The sequence below is a fragment of the Streptomyces sp. NPDC051217 genome (assembly GCF_044455465.1).
Lineage (GTDB): Bacteria > Actinomycetota > Actinomycetes > Streptomycetales > Streptomycetaceae > Streptomyces.
The window spans coordinates 1-22783 of the sequence record NZ_JBITEV010000019.1 but is presented as its reverse complement, the minus strand read 5'-3'; the positions used below and the strand labels follow the sequence as shown (position 1 = coordinate 22783).

Here is a 22783-nt window from a genome sequence, read left to right as displayed (position 1 = left end):
ATCATGTCAGTCGGCGTCAGGAGCATCGGCGCTTTCACGCCTGTCGAGACAGGCCATGACTCTCCATCAACAGGGTGGTCACACTCCGTAGGACGCGCCGGCGATACGGCTGGTGAGTGCCCGCGCGTCCACTCCGGCCCGCTCCAGCACCTCGACCGCGCGAGAGGCAGGATCGGACGCGAGCGCGGTGAGCAGATCGAGACCGCCCGCCCGCCGCTCGCCGCGCCGTCGGGCGCGTTCGACGGCGCTCTCCATGGTGATGACGGCCGACGGCGACCAGCCGGGGACCGCGGGAGTCGACACGACGGGGACCGCGCCCGACTCCTCCACCGTCCCCTGCCAGCGCAGCCCGTAGCCGATGCTCCGCTGGACGAGATAGCCGAGGACGCGGGCGACCTGCGGCCCGCCGTCGAACGCCGCGCGCACCTCGGAGTCCGACTCCAGGAGCGAGTGGAGGAGGTGGGCGGTGTCGATGTGCCGGTCGCCGTCGCGGTGCGCCCTCCTGCGGGCTCCCGACACGACGGCCGCGAGCTCGGCGGAGAGTCCGGCGTCGATGTCCGCGCGGATCGATACGGCGGAGACAACGGTCGAATCGGACTGTTCGGGCAACCACGGGGTAGGGCTCTGCACTCTCCCACCTCATCAGGCGACCGGTCGGGAAAACATCCCCGGCGGGGAGCATTCGAGCATCCCACCGAAGTTGGGGACGGGAGTGCGACCTCTCCTCCTTACGAATGAGATCGGGCATCGACACGCCCCTGGGGCGCGCGCCCCCTTGCCTCACACCTCGTACGCAACCGTCATGCCGGACCGATCGTCCCTCTGGTACAACGATGTCGCGACGACCGCCGGGAGCTGATCCGATGTGCTGGATGGTCGCCCTGCTCGCCGCGGACGGACAGCAGTACGTGTACCGCGTCTACGCGCCCGCCGACGCCCTGCGCGGTGATGTCTTCTGGGCCGCGTTCCACTGCCACGACGAGGGCCCGCATCCCCGGGCGAGCGACCGTTTCGACTCGGCGGAGTTTTGGCGGCTGCTGCCGGCGGCCCGGACATGAGAACGGGGCCCGCGCGACGATCTCGGTGATCGTCACGAGGCCCCGCGGGCCGTTGACAGGATTCGTTACCGGGCGGTGTCACCCGGTCCTCGTCTCTCAGTCCTCGTCGGCGAGGATCAGATAGAGCTTCTTGCGGGCGTCGTTGATGACGGCGAGCGCCTTCTGCCGCTGGTCGGCGGAGCCGGTCTTCCAGACCTGCCCGAACGCCTCCATCAGACCGAAGCCGGCCTGCCGGATCTCGTTCATCGTCTCCCAGTCGACACCGCGCCCGGCCTCTTCCCAGGGCGCTTCGGGCCCGGACTCGGCCTCGGCGCGACCGGTCTCGGTCAGAGTGAAGAGGTTCTTGCCGCCCTCGCTCCGGCTTTCGATGAGACCTTCGTCCTCCAGAAGCTGGAGGGTCGGGTAGACCGAACCGGGGCTGGGGCGCCAGGCGCCTCCGCTGCGCTCGCCGATCTCCTGGATCATCTCGTAGCCGTGCATCGGCCGGTCCTTCAGCAGCGCCAGGATCGACGCACGTACATCGCCGCGCCGTGCCCTGCCCCTGCCTCCGCCGCGGCCTCGGCCGCCGCCTCCGAAGGGCCCGCCGAACGGCGGTCCGAAGTTCGGCCCGAACGGCCCGAAGGCCCCGCGCCGCCCCGCCGACTCGCCCCGGCCTCGATGGCCGGGCCCGCACTGCCCATGTCCGTGCTCCTGCTCGTTTCCATGTGAACGCATCGCTACGCTCCTTCCATCGATGATCAGTCGCGAATCTATCGCGATGACTCAACGATATATCGGAATAGTTCGTTTGGCAACAACCTCCGAGTGCGCCCCCGGGGCCTTCGGGGCCAGCCGCTACGAATTGGCCTTGGTCCCCGGCTCCAGCCCTCTCCTACCGTCAGGGCATGCGAATCCGAATCGTCGACGCCTTCACCGACCGCCCCTTCGCCGGCAATCCCGCGGGGGTGCTGATCCTGGAGTCCGGCCCGTTCCCCGACGAAACCTGGCTCCAGCGGGTCGCCACGGAGGTGAACCTCTCGGAGACGGCCTTCGCCCATCCCCTGCCGCCCGGCGGCGAGGCGGACTGGGCGCTGCGCTGGTTCACCCCGGCGGCCGAGGTCGACATGTGCGGGCACGCCACACTCGCCACCGCCCATGTCCTGCGCACCGACGGCCTCGCGACCGGTCCGATCCGCTTCACCGCGCGCTGCGGCATCCTCGTCGCGACGGCGCACGGGGACGGCGCCCTGACGCTCGACTTCCCGACGTCGTCGCTGACCCCGCTCACGCTGCCGGACGGCGTCGAGGCGGCGCTGGGCGCAGCCCCGGTCTCGGTGCACGACACCGCGGAGCACATCGGGGATCTGCTGGTGGAACTGGCCGACGAGCGGACCGTACGGGAACTGACCCCGGACATCGGGTCGCTCGCCGCTCTCTCACGGCGCGGCATCATCGTCACCGCGGCGGCCGAGGACCCGGACGGCGGCTACGACTTCGTGTCGCGCGGCTTCTTCCCGGGCGTCGGCGTCGACGAGGACCCGGTCACGGGCAGCGCGCACACGGCGCTCGCCCCGTTCTGGTCGGCGCGGCTCGGCCGCACCGAACTGACCGGCCTCCAGGGCTCCGCCCGTACCGGCCTCGTCTCCACGTCACTGCGCGGCGAGCGGACACTGCTCACCGGCCACGCGGTCACCGTCATCGACGGCGAACTCCTCGCATCCCCCTGACCGCCCCGCCGCCCGTACCGATCCGTCACGGGGTCGGCAGCCAGCTCACATGCCCGGCGAGCAGCGCGTACCCGACGAACGCCACGATGTCGAGCAACGCGTGTGCCACCACCAGCGGCCCGACCCGCCCCCAGCGGCGGTAGGCCAGGACGAACACCACGCCCATCACCATGTTCCCGATGAAGCCGCCGATGCCCTGGTACAGGTGGTACGACCCGCGCAGCACCGAACTGGCCACCAGGGCGGCCATCGGTGTCCACCCCAACTGCCCGAGTCTGCGCAGCAGATACCCGACGACGATGACCTCTTCGAGTACGGAGTTCTGCACCGCGGACAGGATCAGTACCGGGAACTTCCACCACACGTCGGGCAGCGATTCCGGTACGACGGTCAGGTTGAACCCGGCCGCGCGCGAGCCGATGTAGAAGGCGAGGCCCGCGCTGCCGATGCCGGCGGCGATCAGCGTGCCGCGACCGAGATCGGGCCACGGCCGGCGCCGGTCGAACCCCAGATCGCGCAGTCCGCTGCCCTCTCGGAGCAACAGGTGCGCCACCAGTACCACAGGCACCAGCGAGCTGGCGATACCGAACAATTGCCAGGCGAGATCCAGCCAGGGGCGTCCGGGCGCCTGCGAACCGTTGAGCGTGGCCGCCTGATCGCTGAGCCCACCGGGCCTGGTGACCGACCCGACAAAGCTGATCAGCGCCGATACTCCGCTCGCCCCCAGCGAGAGCGCCAGGACGATCAGTACCTCGGACCGCAGCATCCTGCGCGACAGGCCTTCTTGGGGAAGGGAATCGGCCACGCGGCCCGCCTCCGTCTGCACAGTTGCCTCCAGTTGACCAATCGTGCCTCAACCCCCTTCCCGTCCCGCTAGGGTCTCGAATACGGGTACGAAGATCGCGCGCGACAGGCCGGGGGGCTGGCGTCATTCAGCGGACCGAGCCCCCCATTTTCCTTGTTCAGGTCAAGGAGGGGCACCACCGCCATGGAACGTCACAGCTTGCCCGACGACGAAACGACGGACAGCACCAGGGGCCGTCGTCCACGCCGTCGGAATGTCCTCGTCGCCACGGCGGTCCTGCTGAGTCTGGCCGCGGGGACCGGCATCGCGGCGGCGAGCGGGATCCTGTCCTTCGCCGACGGCTGCGCGGGCTCCGCCGTACAGATCGATCTCGCGGCGTCGCCGGACATCGCCCCCGCCGTGACGGCCGTCGCCGACAGCGCCCGGCGCGACGACATCACCTCCGAGGGCCGCTGCATCGACGTCCGGGTCGACGCCCGTGAGAACCACGAGATCGCCGACGACCTCGCCACCGGCACGGCCGCGGACGACTACGAGGCATGGCTGCCGGACTCCGACGTCTGGGTCGAGCGCGCGCTGACCGCCGACGCGGACATCGCGCTGACACCCACGGGCAACGCGGCGACCACACCGGTGGCCCTGGCCGTGGTCCCTTCCGCCGGCACGAGGCTCGGCTGGCCCCGGAAGACGTACACCTGGGCCGAGTTGACGGCGGCCACCACCGGCAAGGGCGCGGTGCGTCTCGGCGCGGCCGACCCCGCGCGCAGCGCCACCGGGCTGCTCGCGTTCAGCAGCGTCGTCACGTCCGCGCGGAAGACGGAAGCGGACAGCGGCACCCTGATCGCCGCGACCGCCGAGGCGCTGGCCCCGCGCGTGTCGGACGCCGACGACCAGGTGATCCCGTCCCTGGCGCGGAGCGAGGAGGACGCCAAGGCCAACGAGGCGGTCTTCCTCACCGAACAGGCGGCGTTCACCCACAACTCCACCGACGGCGGCGCCACCGATCTCCAGCTGTTCTATCCGACGGACGCGGCCCCGCTGCTGGACTACCCCATGAACCTCGTCGACGAGCCGGAGCTGACCACGGACGAGAGCCGGGCCGTGACCCGGTTCATGTCCCTCCTCAACGAGGAGGAGGCCCAGCGCACCATGGCGGAGCACGGCTTCCGTACGGCCCACTCCACCGTGGGCGAGGACCTGGTCCGGGCCGCGGGCGGCCGCGCACCCCAGCCGTACGCCCTGACGAAGGCCCAGCCGCCGACGCCCGACATGGTCGAGGAGACGCTCGGCATGTGGACGGTGATCCTCCAGCACGCCCGGCTGACCGTCGTCGTCGACACCTCGGGCTCGATGGCGCAGCCCGTACCGGGGAGCGACGGCGAGTCCCGGCTGGAGGTCACGAAAGCCTCGGTGCTCCAGACACTCGACGGGTTCACGCCGGACGACGAGGTCGGCCTCTGGGACTTCGCCGCCGGACTCGACGGCGACGAGGGCTTCCGCAAGCTGGCCGAGACCGCGCCGCTCGGCGAGCGCGCCAAGGGCGGCGGCACCCACCGCGACGGCCTCTCGGACGCCGTTACGGCACTGGCGCCGGTGGGGACGGGAACGGGGGCGAGGGGGATGTACGACACGACGCTGGCCGCCTTCAAAGAGGCGCAGTCGTCGTACGTGAGCGGGAAGTGCAACGCGGTCGTCGTCCTCACCGGCGGAGCGGACCCGGACGGCGCGGCGCGCACGGCCCTCATGGACGAGTTGAGGAAGCTCGCCGACCCCAGGCGCCCGGTCCCACTGATCACGATCGCGGTGGGCCCGGACGCGGACCCCGAGGCGATGGACGAGGTCGCGCGGATCACCGGCGGCGCGGGCTACGAGGTGAGTGACCCGGCCGACATCCGGTCGGTCATGACCGAGGCGATCCTGTCGGTGGGGGCCTAGGGCGTGTCCGCAAAGTAGCGCCGTCCCTCCGCCTCGCGATCGCGCGCGCCAACGAGTCGTCAGCCGCTCCGCGGCGGGCGTGAGCCCCGCCCCGCGGGCGGACGACGCTACTTCCACCACACGCCCTGGCCCGCCCTCGCGAGGACTCCGGCGTCCGCGGCCCCCACGTCAGACGGACAGGTCCGGCATCCGCGAGGGAGCGGGGAAGCCCACCGGCCAGGTGTGCACCGGCTCCCCCTGGTGCATCAGCTCGGCGTAGCGCCGGGTCGTGGCGGCCAGCGCGGCCTCCCGGCGGAGCCCCGCCTCCCGCGCCCGGTGGAAGGTGTCCACCTGCCACGAGGCCCCGTTCACACGCCGCTCGCAGCGTCCCTCGATCACCCCGAGATAGAAGTCGCGGTCGGCCGGCTCCACGTTCCACGCGTCGAGCCCGGCGGCCGCGAGCGGCAGCAGTTCGTCGCGGACGAGCCGGACCGCCGACACCTCGGTGACGCCGCTGCTCGCCCGGCCGTTGCGCGGCCAGCGGAGCCGCGCCTCGATGCCGTCGCGGCACGCGGTCTCGAAGTTCCGCGCGGCGGTGGCGAACGGCAGCCGGGTCCAGACGGGTCGGGAGTCCTCGGCGAGCGCGCGCACGAGCCCGTAGTAGAAGGCGGCGTTGGCGACGACGTCGGTGACGGTCGGCCCGGCGGGCAGCACGCGGTTCTCGACCCGCAGATGGGGCTGTCCGTCGGCGACGTCGTACACGGGCCTGTTCCAGCGGTAGACGGTGCCGTTGTGGAGTACCAGCTCCGCCAGGCGCGGCGTACCGCCCTCGTCCAGGACCTGGTGCGGGTCCTGGTCGTCACTCATCTGCAGTAGCGGCGGGAAATAGCGCAGATTCTCCTCGAAGAGGTCGTACGCGGAGTCGATCCAGCGCTCGCCGAACCAGGTCCGGGGCCGTACACCCTGCGCCTGGAGCTCGGGGGGCCGGGTGTCGGTCGCCTGAAGGAAGAGCGGCGGCCGGGACTCGCGCCACAGCTCCTTTCCGAAGAGGAAAGGCGCGTTGGCACCGATGGCGATCTGTACGGCGGCGACGCACTGCGCGGCGTTCCACACGTCCGCGAAGCGGTCCGGCGTGACCTGGAGATGCAACTGCACCGACGTGCAGGCCGCTTCGGGCGCGATCGAGGGTGAGCTGCAGGTGAGACGTTCGACCCCGTCGATGTCGAGCACGAAATCCTCGCCCCGCGCCGCCACCATCCGGTCGTTGAGAAGTGTGTAGCGGTCCGCGTCCGAGAGGTTCGTGGAGACGACGTCGTCGAGGGAGAGTGTCGGCAGAATGCCGATCATCACGATGCCGGCGTCGACCTCATTCGCTTTGCGATGGGCATATCCAAGACCCGTGCGCAGCTCTTCGGCGAGCTGGTCGAGAACGCGTCCGCCAAGCCGGTGCGGGGCGATATTCACTTCCAGGTTGAACATTCCGAGTTCGGTCTGGAAATCACGGCTCGCGATCCGTTCAAGAACTTCCGCATTCATCATCCGGGGCATCCCGTCGGATCCGGCGAGATTCAGCTCGATCTCCAGACCCATCAGATTCCTGGGCCGGTCGAACCGCCTCTCCCCCAGGAGCCGCCCCAGCACCGCGAGGCACTGCTGGAGCTTCCTGCGGTATTCCTGTCGATCGGACACGCCGGTACCGTCCGATTCGACCTTCTCCCCCATCGGAGGGTCCCTCCTTCGCGTCGGCTTCCCGGCGGCGCCGGGCATCGCTTCACGATCGATAGTGCCCAGACTGAGTGATCCATAACGCCCCGTTTCCGCGGAGCGCCGGGTAGAGTGGACAGAACTGCCTCGCGGCACATTCCGTCGGCATGGCGCAGTGAGCAAATTCACTCCCCGGCCGGTCAACGAAAACGCCCGACGAGTTTCGGCCTACCGCTCCGGCCGAATAACCCCAGGCCAAGAGCCTGTGTTCACCGTCCATCTGACGGTTCGTCGAAGGCGATTCCGTACCAGAAGGACCGGATATCGCCTTGACGCAATAAGGGCGACAGACGGAAGAAACATTCTGTGAACACGCATCGTATAAACTCTGCCCGAGCGAGGCAGAGAGTTGAAGCCCGGCTACGGCCTGGGGCCATCCTCTGACCACGTGCGCCGACAGCGACGTCCGCACCCCGTACCTTCGACGCTTCACTGTGCCTACTGAGCGAGAGGCAACCCACTATGCCGCTGCATGTCTCCCCGGCTCCAGCGCCCGCCCTGCGCAGCGTCCTCGCGGCACTCGGTTCTCCCACCGCCGTGCGCGAGGCCCGTACACCCGCTCTCCGGTCCGTCCAGGGACCTCTGAGCCCCGAACTGCCCCTTCCGGTACACGTACTTGAACAGATCACCCCGAGCAGCGACGCGCCGCAGACCAGGCTGGCCGGCTGGCGTTTCCTGATCCGCAGCGGCGACCGTGCCGTCGCGGCCGCGGACACGATGCTCACCCCGGACGGCTGGGCGTTCTCGCGCTTCTTCGAGGGCCCCTACATCGCCGCCACCGAACGGGCCCTGCGGCAAGCCGAGACGGTGAAGGCGCCGTACCAGCCACGGCTGCTCTCGGTGCCGGGCCTGTACATGCTCACCCTCTGGCTGCACCAGGACGTCGAGGCCGACGCCTCGGTCGGCGCTCCCGCTCCGGCCGACCTGCTGATCCCGCTCGCTCCCGCCCCACCCGGCATCGTGGCCCACCGGCCCCACCGCGTCGCCGACCTGCTTCCGATGATGGGTCTGCGCCTGACCTCGGAGCTCTCCGCGGCGACGGCATCCGCCGCGTCCGGGCCCCTGCTGACCACCGGCTGAGCCTCACCGGCCGACCGCCTTCGGACGGCCTGCGTCCCGACCGTCTCCCAACCGCCCCACGCGCCATACACTGCCCCGTGACCCCTCAACGGTCACGGGGCTCTGTGCTGATTACGGGGCACCGTGCCGCGCCCGTCCGGACTAGTCCGGACGGGTCACCCCGAACCACCCGAAAGGACAGCCGAGTTGGGCTGAACCGTCCGGGCGGGTGACACGTCCTTAAGCAGAGACAAGCGCTGCCGCGAAATCCCTGCGGATCGACGTCCGTGGGGCAACACTGGGGTACGGACCAAGAGAAACCGGGGGGCGGCCATGACCACGTCGAGCCGCAGGACACACACCACGACGCAGCGAAAGAAACCACCCATGTGCCAGCACCAGCCAGCCTGTCCGACAGCCGACTCAGCCGACCGGGAAGCCGCGCGTCACGCGGCCCACCACCCGGAACAGGGCTGGAGCCTGCTGTGCAACGGCGTCCTGCTCTTCGAGGACACCGGGGAGCTGCTGCCCGACGGCCAGATCATCGCTCCGCACCGGCCGTCCGGGAGCGAGCAGGTGATGACGGCAGCCTGAAGCCGTCCGTAAAAGGGGGCCGGCCCGGAGAATTCACTCCGAACCGGCCCCGACGCATGTGCGTCGCCCGGCTGCCCCGAGCGAGCCGCGTACGCCGTCCGTCCGCGCATCGCACGCCCGACGGCCGCGCGCCGTCCGTCAGTTGTCGTACTCGTCCAGCGGCGGGCACGAACACACGAGATTGCGGTCACCGAACGCACCGTCGATCCGGCGGACCGGAGGCCAGTACTTGTCGGCCGCCGAGACCCCGGCCGGGAAGACCGCCTCCTGACGGCTGTACGCGTGCTCCCACTCCCCGCCCAGCGCGGCGGCCGTGTGCGGGGCGTTGCGCAGCGGATTGTCGTCCGCCGGCCAGTGCCCCGACGCGACCTTCTCGATCTCGGCGCGGATCGCGATCATCGTCTCGCAGAACCGGTCGAGTTCGGCGAGGTCCTCGCTCTCGGTGGGCTCGATCATCAGCGTGCCGGCCACCGGGAACGACATCGTGGGCGCGTGGAACCCGTAGTCGATGAGCCGCTTGGCGATGTCGTCGACGCTGACGCCGGTCGACTTCGACAGCGGACGCAGATCCACGATGCACTCGTGTGCCACCAGCCCGTGCGGACCCGTGTACAGAACCGGGAAGTGCGGCTCAAGCCGCTTGGCGATGTAGTTCGCGGCCAGCACGGCGACCTGCGTGGCGCGCTTGAGGCCCTCACCACCCATCAGCCGGACGTAGGCCCAGGAGATCGGGAGTATCCCCGCGGAGCCCCAGGGGGCCGCCGAGATCGGTCCGACGCCCGTCTCGGGGCCGGCGGCGGGCTGGAGCGGGTGGTTGGGCAGGTACGGGGCGAGGTGGGCGCGTACGCCGACCGGGCCGACACCGGGGCCGCCGCCGCCGTGCGGGATGCAGAAGGTCTTGTGCAGGTTCAGGTGCGACACGTCCGAGCCGAACCGGCCCGGCTTCGCCAGCCCCACCAGCGCGTTGAGGTTCGCGCCGTCGACGTACACCTGACCGCCCGCGTCGTGCACGGCCGCGCAGATGTCGCTGATGTGCTCCTCGAACACACCGTGCGTGGACGGGTAGGTGACCATCAGGACGGCCAGTTCGTCGCCGTGCCGCTCGATCTTGGCGTGCAGGTCGTCGACGTCGACGTCACCGTCCTCGCGGGTCTTCACGACGACGACCCTCATACCGGCCATGACCGCGCTCGCGGCGTTCGTGCCGTGCGCGGAGGACGGGATGAGGCAGACGGTGCGGCCGGTGTCGCCGTTGGCGCGGTGGTACGCCCGTACGGCCAGCAGCCCGGCGAGTTCGCCCTGGGAACCGGCGTTGGGCTGGAGGGACACCGCGTCGTAGCCGGTGACCTCCGCCAGACGCTCCTCCAGCTCACGGATGAGCGTGAGATAGCCCTGCGCCTGGTCGGCCGGCGCGAAGGGGTGCAGCGCGGCGAACTCCGGCCAGGTCACCGGCTCCATCTCGGTGGTGGCGTTGAGCTTCATGGTGCAGGAGCCGAGGGGGATCATGCCGCGGTCCAGCGCGTAGTCACGGTCTGCGAGCCTGCGCAGGTAGCGCAGCATCGCGGTCTCGGAGCGGTACTGGTGGAAGACCGGGTGCGTGAGGTAGTCGTCCGTACGCAGCAGGGTCTCCGGCAGCGCGTCGCCGGAGGCGGCGTCCAGAGCCTCGATGTCGCCGGTGACGCCGAAGGCGGTCCATACGGAAGCGAGTTGGGCGCGCCCGGTCGTCTCGTCGCAGGCGAGCGAGACATGGTCGGCGTCGACGAGATGGAGGTTGACCCCGCCCTCGCGGGCGGCGGCCACGACCTCGGCGGCGCGGCCCGGCACCCGTACGGTCAGCGTGTCGAAGTACGCCTTGTGCACGATCTCGACGCCGCCCGCGCGCAGGCCCTCGGCGAGGACGGTCGCGTAGCGGTGGGTGCGTTCGGCGATGGCGCGCAGCCCGTCGGGGCCGTGGTAGACCGCGTACATCCCGGCCATCACGGCGAGCAGCACCTGCGCGGTGCAGATGTTGCTGGTGGCCTTCTCGCGCCGGATGTGCTGCTCGCGGGTCTGGAGCGCCAGCCGGTACGCCTTGTTCCCGTCGGCGTCCACGGAGACCCCGACGAGCCGTCCGGGCAGGTTGCGGGCGAACTTCTCGCGTACGGCCATGTATCCGGCGTGCGGTCCGCCGAAGCCCATGGGGACGCCGAACCGCTGGGTGGTGCCGACGGCGATGTCCGCGCCGAGCTCACCGGGTGAGGTGAGCAGTGTGAGCGCCAGCAGGTCGGCGGCGACGGTGACGACGGCGCCGAGTTCGTGCGCCCGCTCGATGACGGGCTTGATGTCCCGTACGGCTCCCGACGCGCCCGGGTACTGCACGAGTACACCGAAGACCCCGCGCTCGGCGGCCTCGGCGGGGATCCCGTCGGCCAGGTCGGCGACGAGGACGTCGACGCCGGCCGGTTCGGCCCGGGTGCGGATCACCGCGACGGTCTGCGGCAGGGCGTCGGCGTCGACCAGGAAGACGCCTTCCTTCACCTTGCCGACACGCCGGGCGAGCGCCATGGCCTCGGCGGCGGCCGTGCCCTCGTCCAGCAGGGAGGCACCCGACGTCGGCAGGCCGGTCAGATCGGCCACCACGGTCTGGAAGTTGAGCAGCGCCTCAAGACGGCCCTGGGAGATCTCGGGCTGGTACGGCGTGTACGCGGTGTACCAGGCCGGATTCTCCATCACGTTGCGGAGGATCACCGGCGGTGTGAACGTGCCGTAGTAGCCGAGGCCGATCATCGGCGCGAGGACCTGGTTGCGCTCCGCGAGGGACCGCAGCTCGGCGAGCACCTCGGCCTCGGTCCGCGCGGCGGGCAGCCGCAGGGCCTCGGCGCTCTTGATCACGTCGGGCACCGCGGCGGCGGTCAGTTCGTCGAGCGAGCCGTAGCCGACCTGCGCGAGCATCTTCGCCTGCGCGGCGGTGTCGGGGCCGACATGGCGCTGCTCGAACGGGATTCCTCGCTCCAGCTGCGAGAGCGGTGTGCGATGGGCTGTCATACGGGAGGCCTCCTGGTCTGGCGCGACCTGCGAGGGGCACCGATACACAGGTGCCCGGACGGCCTCCCCCTCTGTCACATCAACCTGAGAGTTTCACCGGTCCGCCGCGAAGCGGGCCGACTTTCACCGTCGGTGAGAGCGGATGCCGTCCGACACCTGCTCTGCTTTCCAGAGTGACCTCGTCCATGCGGTACGGGGGCCTGAGAGTTTCCGGGGAGGATTTGCTCCTTCGGCGCCTCCGGCAGTCTCACCGGACGGCTCTCCCGCATGGGGTCCACAGCCACCGACCAGCCTACCAGCGAGTTCCTGCCAGGGTCTTCGAGTGGCCGATAACCCAAATGTGTCCTTTCTTAGAGTGAGGGAGCATATGCGACCAGTTGGAGGGACCGTGCAGACCGACATCGATCCGCGCAGCCTGATCGGCCGCAAGGCGTACGACCGCGACGGGCACAAGATCGGCACCGTCGACGAGGTGTATCTGGACGATGCGACCGGTGTGCCGGAGTGGGCGGCGGTACGGACCGGTCTGTTCAGCCGGGACGCGTTCGTGCCCCTGGCCCCCAGCACCTACCGCGACGAGTCCCTGCACATCCCGTACGAGCGGGGCCTGATCAAGGACGCCCCGGACTTCGGGGTCGGCCGCCATCTCTCCCCCGACCAGGAGATCCAGCTCTACCACCACTACCAACTGGCCCTGCCGGAGCCCGCGGCCCCGGAACGCCCGGCCGACCGCGACTTCGGCCGCGTGGCGGGCCGCGACGACACCACCCGTCCCGGCGACCGGGACACGCCCTAAGGCGTGTCCGGTGGTGCCGCGACCAGGGGCAGTGGCTCCGAGAGCTCCAGGTCGGGATCGTCCGTACGGAACGTGCGCACCCGCCCCGGCACCGCCGATGTGGGCTCCTCGAACCGTACGGTGACCCGCCCCACCCCGCTTCCCTGCACCCACCCCGCGCCGAACTCGGCATGGCGCACGTCGTGCCCCGCCGGCCAGTGCCGCTCGGTGACGGCCTCCGCGGACGCGCCCGCGCCCGCGTCCGCGCCGGGCGCCGGCGACAGCGGCTCGGGCTCGTCCGCCGCCGCGGCGTCCGGTTCGTGCGCGGGACCCGCGGCACTCGCCGCCTCCGCCGCCGCCTGGGCGAACAGGTCCTCCTGCGTGTAGTCGGTCAGCCCCGTCACCCCGACCCCCAGCAGCCGCACCCCTCCGGTGGTGTCCAGGGACTCCAGCAGCCTCCCCGCGGCCTCACGCACCACCACAGGGTCGTCGGTGGGCCCGCGGAGCGTCTCGGAGCGGGTGAGCGTCGAGAAGTCGTACCGCCGCACCTTCAGGACGATCGTCCGGCCCGAGTGCCGGGACTCCCGCAGCCGCCGCACACACCGCTCCGCCAGCCGGTCCACCTCGGTCCTCACCCGCAGCCGGTCGTGAAGATCGACATCGAAGGTGTCCTCGACGGAGACGGACTTGGTCTCACGCTCGGCCACCACCGGCCGGTCGTCGTGCCCGGACGCCATCCGGTACAGCGACGTGCCGTGCGCCTTCCCCACCAGCCGTACGAGCTCGTCCTCCCCGGCCTCCGCCAGATCGGCGATGGTCATCATCCCCGCCCGGCGCAGATGCTCACCGGTGGCCGGCCCGACCCCGGGCAGCGTCCGTACGGTCATCGGCCCCAGCAGCTCACGCTCCGTGCCCGGCTCGATGAGCACCAGACCGTCGGGCTTGGCCTGCTCGGAGGCGATCTTCGCCAGCATCTTGGACCCGGCGAGCCCGACCGAGCCCGTCAGCCCGGTCACGTCCCGGATGTCCCGCCGCAGCCGCTCGCCCGTCGCGCGCGCCGACGCCGAGTCGGACGCCGAGCCACCCGCCTCCAGGTCGACGAACGCCTCGTCCAGGCTCAGCGGCTCCACCAGCGGTGACAGTCGGCCGAGCAGCTCCATGACCTGCTCGCTGACCGTGCGGTAGAGGGCGAAGCGCGGCACCAGATACGCGGCGTTCGGCGCGAGCCGTCTCGCCTGGGCCATCGGCATGGCCGAGTGGATCCCGAACCGCCTCGCCTCGTACGACGCCGTGGAGACGACCCCGCGCGGACCGAGACCCCCGACGACCACCGGCTTTCCGCGCAGGCTCGGCTTCGCGGCCTGCTCGGCCGCGGCGAAGAAGGCATCCATGTCCAGATGCAGGATGGTCGGTGCGGGTCTCACCCGACCGATGCTCCCCTACGCCACTGACAATCGCCCGGGACCGGGGAGCCCCTGCCTCAGACGGCCCGGTCGCGGCGCCGTCGGGCGAGTTCGTCGGCGGGATTGTGGCCGATCAGGGTCTCGCCGGTGTCGACGCGCTCGCCGTGCAGCTGCGACAGCGCCGCTTCGACGTCCCGCCAGACCACCCCGACGGCGATCCCGAAGATGCCCTGACCGCCTTGAAGGAGATCCACGACCTCGTCCGGCGACGCACACTCGTAGACCGTCGCACCGTCGCTCATCAGCGTCATGCGCTCCAGGTCCCGCGCCTGCCGCCCGCGTAGATGCTGGACGGCCGTCCGGATGTTCTGGAGGGCGACACCCGTGTCCAGGAAGCGCTTGACGATCTTCAGGAAGACGACGTCGCGCAGGCTGTAGAGCCGCTGAGTGCCCGATCCCCTGGCGGGGCGCACACTCGGCTCGACCAGCCCGGTGCGCGCCCAGTAGTCCAACTGGCGGTAGGTGATGCCCGCCGCCGCGCACGCGGTCGGTCCCCGGTAGCCGACCGTGTCGGTCGTGGGGTCGGACGTACTGCCGTGAAGCGGGTACGGGCCGTTCGCCGTACCGTCGCCGCTGCTGCTCACACCGACCTCCGTCCTTGACCCTGCCCCGTCGACGGTAGGCAGTGCCCCCGGGTGCGTCAACGATCGCCACGCTGGGCACGCCGAGTGATAATCACCCTGAGAGTGGTTTGCCATGGGCCGTCACCGGGAACGGCTGGCCGAATGCGCGGACGGAGTCCGGTATGACGGTCGTCGACCGTTCACCGCTCACTGGCTGTTGGTCCCGAAATCCTCCGGAGAGATCTGGTCGAGGAATTCACGGAACTTCTCCACCTCGTCCTCCTGCTCATCGGGGATCGCGATGCCCGCATCGTCCAGCACCCCGTCACTGCCGTAGATGGGCGTGCCGGTGCGCAGAGCGAGAGCTATGGCGTCGGACGGCCTCGCACTCACCTCGACACCGCTCGCGAAGACCAGCTCCGCGTAGAAGACTCCTTCGCGCAGGTCGGTGATGCGCACCTGCGTGAGTTCTTGGCCCACTGCCTCAAGGACATCCTTGAAGAGGTCATGAGTCAGTGGTCGGGCCGGTGCCATGCCCTGTTGGGCGAAGGCAATAGCGGTAGCTTCCCCAGGCCCGATCCAGATGGGAAGGTACCGGTCGCCTCCCACTTCACGCAGGAGCACGATCGGTTGGTTGGAGGGCATTTCCACCCGGACACCCACGACGTCGAGCTCGTTCACATTGCAACCCTAGGACGTGCCCGGTCGGTTTGGGTAGTCGGACTCCCCCAAGATCAGGTAAGACGGACTCCGAGAGCCGTCTGAACCAGTGCCGCGTGCAGCCGTACGGAGAGCGCCGCCAGCTCTCTCGTGGCGGCCTCGGCATGGGCCCTGGTCTGCGGATTGCGGTGTCGGCGCAGGGGCGCGACAACCTGCTCGACCAGTCCGGCCTCACGGTCGGCGGCGGCTTTCACGGCTCGAAGATGCCGTGGTTCCAGACCGAATCTTCCGAGTTCGGCGACAAGTTTCGCCACGGTAACGGCTTCGGAGTCGTACCCGCCGTCCGCCATCGGTGCGACGAGGCCGTACGCCTCCCACTCGTCCAGCTCGCTCTCGGCCGCCTCGGTGGCCGCCAGCAGCTCGGCACGGCCGATCTTGGGGGCGGTGGGCTGCGCGGGGTCCACGTCCCACGCGGAGCCGAGGAGCTCCCGCTGAGGCCCCTGGGAGGCACCTGCGGGCAGTGGGAGCCGTTCACCTCGCGCGACGGCGTCGAGATGCTCCCTGATGACCTTGAGGGGCAGATAGTGGTCCCGCTGCATGCGCAGGACCTGGGCGAGGCGCTCGACGTCCTCGGGGCTGAACTTCCGGTACCCGGAGGGGGTCCGCCGGGGCTCGACGAGGCCTTCGGACTCCAGGAAGCGGATCTTGGAGATGGTGACCTCGGGGAACTCGTCCCTGAGCTGGTTCAGCACCATGCCGATGCTGGCCAGTGGTTCACCCGTGGGGGCGGTGCCGTGGCCGGCACCGCCCGTCGGAGGTCGCGGCATGGACCTTCCCTGAGGGGTCACACGCCCCGCTGGCTCGCGTAGAAGACCAGCCGGTACTTGCCGATCTGGACCTCGTCCCCGTTCGACACCGCGACGGAGTCGATGCGCTCCCGGTTGACATACGTGCCGTTGAGACTGCCGACGTCTGAGACCGTGAAGTGACCTTCCGGGCTCCTGCGGAACTCGACGTGCCGCCGGGACACGGTGACGTCGTCGAGGAAGATGTCGCTCTGCGGGTGCCTTCCGGCCGTCGTCAGATCGCCGTCCAGCAGGAACCGGCTGCCCGAATTCGGACCGCGACGTACGACCAGAAGCGCGGAGCCGATGGGCAGCGCGTCCACCGCGGCCTGCGCCTCCGGCGAGAGCGAGGGGACGGCCGTCTGACCGGTCGCTTCCGCCTCGTACGCCTCAAGACCCGAGATGGAGATGGTGGAGGTCGTCTCCGAAGGGCGCTCCGCGGGAGCCCCCGCCCTCAACGGCGCACCACAGTTGGAGCAGAACCGACTGTCCTGGGTGTTGCGGTGCCCGCACCTCGTACAAACCGGCAAGGCCGACATGGACGGACCCTCCTGAGCGGGGGGGAACCCTCCACCCGTACTTGAGGTTGATGGTCCACCGAAACCTATGCCGCCAGAACTCGCGGGGTCAACAGACGACGCGCCGCGACCGCCCGGATTGTCCCCTCCGGGGCCGCCGACCTCATCGCGGAAGAGCGGGCGCTCGCCGCCCCGCTCCTCTTCCTGGCCATGGCGCGGTGCGCGATGGCGGGCGTTACCGCCGTCCTCGCGTGCACTCCTGCCGAACAACTTCCCAAACAACTTCACGGGCGATTCCCCTTGACCTGAACAGACCCGCCCGTGGGGCAGGACGAACCCTGAATGAACACACCTGCCGACTCGGACATCTTCACAACGTCCGTAACCATCAGACAGTTTCCACCACGCACCATGCGGAATGTGCGCCGACCCCCCGGAACCTTCTGCCCTGGTCCCCGTGTCCGCATGCGCCCCCGCCCCACTACGACGACGACCGAGCGTAGTCAGGCCGCTGCGCCGGTCGCAAGGCGTCCACGACGATCTCCTCCGACGCCGCCACTGTGGCCGTGGCCTGCTCTCTTTCCAATGTCTGCACCACACCTCCGGGGATGTTGAGCGCGGGCTCCAGATCCTGCGGTTTGCCGATCACCTTGAAACGGTACGGCGCACTGATCTGCTTCCCGTCCACCTCGATGTCACCGTCACTACCGGAGAAATATGTCGCGGCGACGACCCGGACCCCGTTCACCTGGATCGCCTCGGCGCCGGCCGCCCGCAGCTCCTGGATCGCGTCGAGCAGCATGCCGGAGTCGACGGTGCCGCCGGCGTCCTGGACGGTCAGCGTGATCCCGGGGCCCCGGGCGGCGACCGTACCGGCCAGGATGCCGAGCTGCTGCTCCTTCTCCCGCGTCTGCTTACGGGCCTCCTCGGCCTGGTCGGAGCTGGTCTCCAGCTCCGTCTGCTGGTCGTCCAGCCGCTGCTTCTCGTCCTCCAGCCGCTCGGTGCGGCCGTCGAGCTCGTCCAGGATCCGTACGAGGTCTTCCTGGCGCGCACCGCGCAGGGCACTGTCGTCGTTGGTCGACCGGACCTGAATGGCCAGCCCCAGCCCCAGCACGAACAGCAGTAGGGCGACGATGAGTTGGGCCCGGGTGACGCGCGGCGGCCAGAGGCCGGCGGCCAGCCGCTGACGGCCCGTAACCTGCTGCCGCGGCTCGGGTGACTGCGATGTCTGCGAGCCCGGCGGAGTCTGCGAGGGCCCTGGGTTCCGCGGAGGCTCTTCGCTGTTCATCGGCCTCACGCCCGGAACACGTGCCGGCGGATCGCGGCAGCGTTGGAGAAGATCCGGATACCGAACACGACGACCACACCGGTGGACAACTGCGCGCCCACACCGAGCTTGTCGCCGAGGAAGACGATGAGCGCGGCCACCACCACGTTCGACAGGAACGACACCACGAACACCTTGTCGACGAAGATCCCGTCGAGCATGGCCCGGAGCCCCCCGAAGACGGCGTCGAGAGCGGCGACGACGGCGATCGGCAGATAGGGCTCGACCACCGCCGGCACTTCGGGTCGAACCAACAGTCCGACCACGACTCCCACGACGAGGCCAAGTACCGCGATCACGATGTGCCCTTCCCTGTTTCTGCCGTGGCCCCTCCGTCGCCCTTCCCCGGGTCGGCGGCCTTCGGCTCTGCTGTACGTACGATCAGGCTCGGCGCGGCAGGAAGACGTACCGTCTCCTGAGCGGAAATGCTGGTGCGGACACCGAAGTTCTCCTGCAACGAGTGCAGGTACTGGCCGTCGGCACTGTCCTGGAACGCTGTGCTGAGGTTCTTCCCGTCCCCCACGGCCAGCACCGTGTACGGGGGCACCAGCGGCTTGTTGTCGACCAGTATGGCCTCACCGGCGGCCCTGATCGCCGAAAGGGCCGTCAGACGCTGGCCGTTGATGGACACCGCCTCGGCCCCGGACTCCCAGAGGCCGTTGACGATCTGCTGCATGTCCCGGTCCCTGACCCGCCCCGTGTCCGAGAAGTTGCTGCTCTCCCGGGGCCCGTCGGCGGTCTCGCCCGCGGACTTGGCGTCGTCGACGACGAGCTTCACGCCCGGTCCCTCGACCTCGGTGGAGCCCGACAACAGGGCCACGAGTTCGCCCTGTTCGCCGCCGTGGTCACGCAGCGCCTCGCGCTGCTGGACACCCACCTCGTCACGGAGCTTGTCCACCGTGCGTTCGAGGGTGTCCGCGGAGGACGTCTCGGCGTCGATCCGCTCGATGAGCTCCTCGCGTTCCTTGGCGACGACCGGCGCGTCGATCCGCGCCTCGGCCGCGCCCACGGTGACGACCAGCGCGGCCAGTACGAGCCCCGCCGCCAGACCGAGCTTCGCCCGGAGCGTACGAGGCATTCCCCCGTCCTCGGCGTCCCTGCGAGCCGCCGCCTCGGCGTAACCGTCGTCCAGGCTGTGGTCCATCACATTGTTCAGCAGCGACATGGACGCGTCAGGGCGCGGGGGTGGCGAGGGTGTGCTCCGAACGGGGGGGTGCTGCGGCATGCCGCACATCGTCGCACGGCGCGGTCGCTACCGCCGAATGGCCCCACCGGTGTGCCGGAGGACGGCGGCCCGCCGCCTCCGGCACCCCACGATCAGGTCACTGACCTGCGCTGTCCACGACCGCCGACCACTCGTCGAGCAGCGCCTGGGCGGAGGCGTCGTCCGGTCCCTCGGCCCACAGATGGGTGACCGCCTCGGCGGGCGCCGGCAGCACCATCACCCACCGCCCGTCGGCCTCCACGACCCGGATGCCGTCGGTCGTGTCGACGTCCCGCTCGCCGGCCGCCTCCACCACCCGCCGCATGACCAGACCCTTGACGGCCCACGGGGTCGCCAGATCCCTGCGCAGCACGTGAGCGCGCGGAATACGGGCGTCGATCTGGCTGAGCGTGAGTTGCGTACGGGCGACCAGGCCCAGCAGCCGTACGAAGGCCGCCGTGCCGTCCAGGAGACTGCTGAACTCCGGAACGATGAACGCACCGCGCCCGTCGCCACCGAAGATCGTGGAATCCTCCCGGCCTACCCTGGTGAGGTCGTCGGGAGACGTGGTCGTCCACTCCACCTGGGTCCCGTGGTACGCGGCGACCTGCTCGGCGATCCGCGTGGTCGTGACGGGCAGCGCCACCCGCCCGCTGCGCCGCTCCGCGGCCACCAGGTCCAGCAGCACCAGCAGGGCACGGTCGTCCTCGATGATCCGGCCGCGCTCGTCGACGAGCGACAGCCGCTCACCCACGGGGTCGAACCGCACCCCGAACGACGCCCGCGCCGACGCCACGATCTCGCCCAGCCTGACCAGGCCCGACCTGCGCGACTCGACGGTCTCGGTCGGCCGTGCCTCGTCGAGGCCCGGATTGATGGTCAGCGCGTCGACCCCGAGCCGCCCGAGAAGACTGGGCAGAACGAGCCCCGCACTACCGTTGGACGCGTCGACGACGACCTTGAGCTCGGCCTCCGCGATCCCCGACGTGTCGACATTCCGGAGCAGTGAGCCTGTGTACGAGTCGAAGACGCTCGCAGGGAAGTGCAGGTCCCCGATCTCGCCCGGGAAGGCCCTGCGGTACTCCTGCCTCGCGTAGACGCGGTCCAGCTTGCGCTGCCCGGCCTGCGAGAGGTCCGCGCCCCGTTCGTCGAAGAACATGATGTCGACGGAGTCGGGCACACCCGGCGTCGTACGGATCATGATGCCGCCGGCACTGCCGCGTCCCGTCTGCTGCCGGGCGACAGGCAGTGGGACGTTCTCCAGGTCCCGTACGTCGATGGCGCTGGCCTGCAGCGCGGAGATCACCGCCCGCTTGAGCGCGCGCGCACCACGCGAGTGGTCACGCGCCGTGGTGACCGTGGAGCCTTTCTTGAGCGTCGTGGCGTACGCCCCCGCCAGCCGCACGGCCAGCTCGGGCGTGATCTCGACGTTGAGAATCCCGGAGACCCCACGCGCTCCGAAGAGATGCGCCTGTCCTCTGGACTCCCAGATCACCGAGGTGTTGACGAACGCGCCGGCCTCGATGGTCTTGAACGGATACACCCGGACATTGCCCTGGATGATCGATTCTTCACCGACCAGGCACTCGTCACCGATGACCGCGCCGTCCTCGATCCGGGAGGCGCGCATGATGTCGGTGTTCTTGCCGATCACGCAGCCACGCAGATTGCTGTGCTGCCCGATGTACACGTTGTCGTGCACGACGGCCCGATGGAGAAAGGCCCCGGTCTTGACGACGACATTGGACCCGATGACGGTGTGTTCGCGGATCTCGGCGTCGGCTTCGACCTTGGCGTAGTCACCGATGTAGAGCGGACCGCGGAGAACAGCGTCGGGATGAACCTCGGCGCCTTCGGCGACCCACACTCCGGGGGAGATCTCGAAGCCGTCGAGATCGACGTCGACCTTCCCCTCCAGAACATCCGCCTGGGCTTTCACGTAACTCTCGTGCGTCCCGACGTCCTCCCAGTAACCCTCGGCGATATAGCCGTAGATGGGCTTGCCCTCCTTCATGAGCTGAGGGAAGACATCGCCCGACCAGTCGACCGAGGTGTCGGCCTCGACGTAGTCGAACACTTCGGGCTCCATCACATAGATGCCCGTGTTGACCGTGTCCGAGAACACCTGACCCCAGGTGGGCTTCTCCAGGAAGCGCTCCACCTTTCCCTCTTCGTCCACGATCGTGATACCGAACTCCAGCGGGTTCGGCACCCGAGTCAGGCACACCGTGACCAGCGCGCCCTTCTCCTTGTGGAAGGCGATGAGGTCCGTCAGGTCGAAGTCGGTGAGAGCGTCACCGGAGATGACGAGAAAAGCATCGTCCTTGAGCGCCTCTTCGGCGTTCTTCACACTCCCCGCAGTGCCGAGCGGCTTCTCCTCATTGGCATAGGTGAGCTCCATTCCAAGCTCTTCGCCGTCGCCGAAATAGTTCTTCACGAGAGAGGCGAGGAACTGGACGGTGACAACGGTTTCATTGAGTCCGTGCCGCTTGAGCAATCGCAGCACATGCTCCATGATTGGCCGATTTACCACCGGCAACAACGGCTTGGGCATGCTCGAGGTCATGGGACGAAGGCGAGTGCCTTCGCCGCCAGCCATCACGACGGCCTTCATGTCGGAAGCGTCCTCCTTGAAGAGACGGTCTCGCCGACGTCACCCATCTGGACAGGCCGTAAGGCATCAGGTGCGGGCCGGCGACACTGCACGGCGCCACATCGACGAGCTCAATCGGCCACTCTGTCCGCTCTGACGAGTCGGCGGACCTGGACCACGTAGAGGATCCCTGCCCACCAGTAGAGAGTTGTACCCCATCCAGCGAACGCCCATCCGAAAACTTCGGCAAGTGATGCGAGCCATCCGCTCCCGTCGCTGAGTAGAAGCAACGGGAAGGCATACATCAAGTTGAAGGTAGCTGCCTTTCCCAAGAAGTTCACCTGGGGAGGCGGATAGCCGTGCCTGCGGAGGATTCCCACCATCACCAGCAGCATCAGTTCGCGGGCCAGCAGCGCCACGGTGAGCCAGAGGGGCAGGATCTCGCGCCAGGTCAGGCCGACAAGAGTGGAAAGGATGTACAGACGGTCAGCCGCGGGGTCCAGAAGCCGCCCCAGGTTGCTGATCTGGTTCCACCGGCGGGCGAGCATGCCGTCGAGATAGTCGGTCACGCCGCTGAGCGCCAGGACGAGCAATGCCCAGCCATCGCTGTTCGGTCCGCCGAACTCCGGACGGAGGATGAGCCACAGGAAGAGCGGCACGCCTAGGAGGCGAGCCATGCTCAGGATGTTGGGGATGGTGAACACCCGGTCCGTCTGGACGCGGGTCTCCTGAACCTCCACCCGGGGGCCTCCTGTGCGGGGATGTACCGATGATGCCCCCTGACCCTACCCGGACGGATGGCCGGCGGACGCCATGGGGTCTTGAACGCGGAAATGCCCCGCACCATAAACGGTGCGGGGCACTCCCACAAAAATTGTTCGGCGGCGTCCTACTCTCCCACAGGGTCCCCC

Annotated in this window: 21 protein-coding genes and 1 riboswitch; of the genes, 6 read left to right on the top strand and 15 right to left on the bottom strand. The window is 69.4% G+C overall.

Features of this window, described 5'->3' with window-relative positions; translation table 11 throughout:
* Nucleotides 1-78 precede the first annotated feature (78 nt).
* A complete protein-coding gene (locus ACIBBB_RS31550) occupies nucleotides 79-630 on the bottom strand; it encodes a Clp protease N-terminal domain-containing protein (protein ID WP_398988070.1) in 552 nt (183 codons plus the stop codon).
* A 233-nt stretch (nucleotides 631-863) separates the two neighbouring features.
* On the opposite strand from ACIBBB_RS31550, the gene ACIBBB_RS31545 reads away from it, so the two are divergent.
* A complete protein-coding gene (locus ACIBBB_RS31545; protein ID WP_398988068.1) occupies nucleotides 864-1058 on the top strand; it encodes a hypothetical protein in 195 nt (64 codons plus the stop codon).
* Nucleotides 1059-1154: 96 nt separating this feature from the next.
* Here ACIBBB_RS31545 and ACIBBB_RS31540 read toward each other — a convergent pair whose 3' ends face one another.
* Nucleotides 1155-1772: a PadR family transcriptional regulator gene (locus ACIBBB_RS31540; protein ID WP_398988066.1), complete on the bottom strand. Its 618-nt coding sequence runs from the start codon at nucleotides 1770-1772 to the stop codon at nucleotides 1155-1157.
* 170 nt (nucleotides 1773-1942) lie between these two features.
* On the opposite strand from ACIBBB_RS31540, the gene ACIBBB_RS31535 reads away from it, so the two are divergent.
* On the top strand, nucleotides 1943-2764 hold the full coding sequence (locus ACIBBB_RS31535; RefSeq protein WP_398988064.1) for a PhzF family phenazine biosynthesis protein: 822 nt from the start codon (nucleotides 1943-1945) through the stop codon (nucleotides 2762-2764).
* 25 nt (nucleotides 2765-2789) lie between these two features.
* Here ACIBBB_RS31535 and ACIBBB_RS31530 read toward each other — a convergent pair whose 3' ends face one another.
* Nucleotides 2790-3569 (bottom strand): CPBP family intramembrane glutamic endopeptidase, encoded by a 780-nt coding sequence (locus ACIBBB_RS31530; RefSeq protein WP_229701404.1) that lies wholly within the window; start codon nucleotides 3567-3569, stop codon nucleotides 2790-2792.
* Nucleotides 3570-3752: 183 nt separating this feature from the next.
* Between ACIBBB_RS31530 and ACIBBB_RS31525 the strand changes: the two genes are divergently transcribed.
* Entirely contained in the window at nucleotides 3753-5504 is a 1752-nt protein-coding gene (locus ACIBBB_RS31525; protein WP_398988062.1) for a substrate-binding domain-containing protein, read from the top strand.
* A gap of 168 nt (nucleotides 5505-5672) precedes the next feature.
* Here the strand turns inward: ACIBBB_RS31525 and ACIBBB_RS31520 are convergent, their stop codons facing one another.
* The gene (locus tag ACIBBB_RS31520; protein ID WP_398988060.1) at nucleotides 5673-7205 is read right to left on the bottom strand and encodes a glutamate--cysteine ligase; all 1533 of its coding nucleotides are present in this window, start codon (nucleotides 7203-7205) and stop codon (nucleotides 5673-5675) included.
* Between the two features lie 504 nt (nucleotides 7206-7709).
* Between ACIBBB_RS31520 and ACIBBB_RS31515 the strand changes: the two genes are divergently transcribed.
* Complete coding sequence (locus ACIBBB_RS31515) at nucleotides 7710-8327, top strand: hypothetical protein (protein ID WP_398988057.1); 618 nt, start codon at nucleotides 7710-7712, stop codon at nucleotides 8325-8327.
* Between the two features lie 366 nt (nucleotides 8328-8693).
* Nucleotides 8694-8900 (top strand): DUF5999 family protein, encoded by a 207-nt coding sequence (locus ACIBBB_RS31510; protein ID WP_398988055.1) that lies wholly within the window; start codon nucleotides 8694-8696, stop codon nucleotides 8898-8900.
* A gap of 138 nt (nucleotides 8901-9038) precedes the next feature.
* Here the strand turns inward: ACIBBB_RS31510 and gcvP are convergent, their stop codons facing one another.
* Nucleotides 9039-11924: an aminomethyl-transferring glycine dehydrogenase gene (gcvP, locus tag ACIBBB_RS31505; RefSeq protein ID WP_398988053.1), complete on the bottom strand. Its 2886-nt coding sequence runs from the start codon at nucleotides 11922-11924 to the stop codon at nucleotides 9039-9041.
* Between the two features lie 178 nt (nucleotides 11925-12102).
* A riboswitch (glycine riboswitch) is annotated at nucleotides 12103-12200 on the bottom strand.
* A gap of 112 nt (nucleotides 12201-12312) precedes the next feature.
* Between gcvP and ACIBBB_RS31500 the strand changes: the two genes are divergently transcribed.
* Nucleotides 12313-12720 (top strand): PRC-barrel domain-containing protein, encoded by a 408-nt coding sequence (locus tag ACIBBB_RS31500; RefSeq protein ID WP_398988051.1) that lies wholly within the window; start codon nucleotides 12313-12315, stop codon nucleotides 12718-12720.
* On the opposite strand, the gene ACIBBB_RS31495 is transcribed toward ACIBBB_RS31500, so the two are convergent.
* The 10 genes from ACIBBB_RS31495 to ACIBBB_RS31450 form a co-directional block, all read right to left on the bottom strand.
* Nucleotides 12717-14123 carry a DNA polymerase IV gene (locus ACIBBB_RS31495; protein WP_398988049.1) on the bottom strand — a complete coding sequence of 469 codons (1407 nt, stop codon included), beginning with the start codon at nucleotides 14121-14123 and terminating at the stop codon, nucleotides 12717-12719. The two genes, ACIBBB_RS31500 and ACIBBB_RS31495, sit on opposite strands and share 4 nt — an antisense overlap.
* A gap of 56 nt (nucleotides 14124-14179) precedes the next feature.
* The gene (locus tag ACIBBB_RS31490; protein WP_398988047.1) at nucleotides 14180-14746 is read right to left on the bottom strand and encodes a MerR family transcriptional regulator; all 567 of its coding nucleotides are present in this window, start codon (nucleotides 14744-14746) and stop codon (nucleotides 14180-14182) included.
* A 186-nt stretch (nucleotides 14747-14932) separates the two neighbouring features.
* Nucleotides 14933-15406: a bifunctional nuclease family protein gene (locus ACIBBB_RS31485; RefSeq protein WP_031232239.1), complete on the bottom strand. Its 474-nt coding sequence runs from the start codon at nucleotides 15404-15406 to the stop codon at nucleotides 14933-14935.
* Nucleotides 15407-15459: 53 nt separating this feature from the next.
* Nucleotides 15460-16212 carry a MerR family transcriptional regulator gene (locus ACIBBB_RS31480; RefSeq protein ID WP_398988044.1) on the bottom strand — a complete coding sequence of 251 codons (753 nt, stop codon included), beginning with the start codon at nucleotides 16210-16212 and terminating at the stop codon, nucleotides 15460-15462.
* A 17-nt stretch (nucleotides 16213-16229) separates the two neighbouring features.
* Nucleotides 16230-17144 carry an FHA domain-containing protein gene (locus ACIBBB_RS31475; RefSeq protein WP_398988282.1) on the bottom strand — a complete coding sequence of 305 codons (915 nt, stop codon included), beginning with the start codon at nucleotides 17142-17144 and terminating at the stop codon, nucleotides 16230-16232.
* A gap of 85 nt (nucleotides 17145-17229) precedes the next feature.
* The gene (locus ACIBBB_RS31470) at nucleotides 17230-18036 is read right to left on the bottom strand and encodes a DUF881 domain-containing protein (RefSeq protein WP_398988042.1); all 807 of its coding nucleotides are present in this window, start codon (nucleotides 18034-18036) and stop codon (nucleotides 17230-17232) included.
* Between the two features lie 5 nt (nucleotides 18037-18041).
* On the bottom strand, nucleotides 18042-18374 hold the full coding sequence (locus ACIBBB_RS31465; RefSeq protein WP_023543062.1) for a small basic family protein: 333 nt from the start codon (nucleotides 18372-18374) through the stop codon (nucleotides 18042-18044).
* Entirely contained in the window at nucleotides 18371-19300 is a 930-nt protein-coding gene (locus ACIBBB_RS31460; protein ID WP_398988040.1) for a DUF881 domain-containing protein, read from the bottom strand. The genes ACIBBB_RS31465 and ACIBBB_RS31460 overlap by 4 nt, the downstream gene beginning before the upstream one ends.
* Before the next feature lie 97 nt (nucleotides 19301-19397).
* Nucleotides 19398-21893, bottom strand: coding sequence for a sugar phosphate nucleotidyltransferase (locus tag ACIBBB_RS31455; protein ID WP_398988038.1), 2496 nt, complete (start codon nucleotides 21891-21893; stop codon nucleotides 19398-19400).
* Nucleotides 21894-22003: 110 nt separating this feature from the next.
* Nucleotides 22004-22612: a CDP-alcohol phosphatidyltransferase family protein gene (locus ACIBBB_RS31450; protein ID WP_189111764.1), complete on the bottom strand. Its 609-nt coding sequence runs from the start codon at nucleotides 22610-22612 to the stop codon at nucleotides 22004-22006.
* Between the last annotated feature and the right edge of the window lie 171 nt (nucleotides 22613-22783).